Genomic DNA, 304 nt, shown 5'->3' with positions numbered 1-304 from the left:
GGGGTGGTAACTGAGCAAAATTAATTTAAAAATGATGATATTGAATCATGGTAATTCATAATCTTAAACAGCTAAAAAATAAAAGAAAGGAGCTGAGAAACAACCTTACCCCTGCTGAGGCTACCATGTGGATGTATCTGCAAAATTCCAGACTTGATGGTAAAAAATTCAGACGCCAGCATAGTGTTGGAAATTATATTTTAGATTTTTACTGTCCATCAGAAAAATTAGCTATTGAAGTTGATGGTAGTAGTCATGATGATGATTCAGCAGAAATATACGATAAAGAACGAACTGATTTTTT

The 304-nt window shown here is 32.9% G+C and carries 1 protein-coding gene; it reads left to right on the top strand.

The window, feature by feature from the left end; translation table 11 throughout:
• Positions 1-47: 47 nt before the first annotated feature.
• Positions 48-304, top strand: a 257-nt coding sequence (locus IM793_RS24735; RefSeq protein ID WP_193426190.1) for an endonuclease domain-containing protein, incomplete at its 3' end; no start/stop codon positions are given.

The organism is Pedobacter sp. MR2016-19 (assembly GCF_014947265.1).
Classification (GTDB): Bacteria; Bacteroidota; Bacteroidia; order Sphingobacteriales; family Sphingobacteriaceae; genus Pedobacter.
The sequence above is the reverse complement of the archived record's forward strand: the minus strand, read 5'-3'. Positions and strand labels throughout refer to the sequence as shown.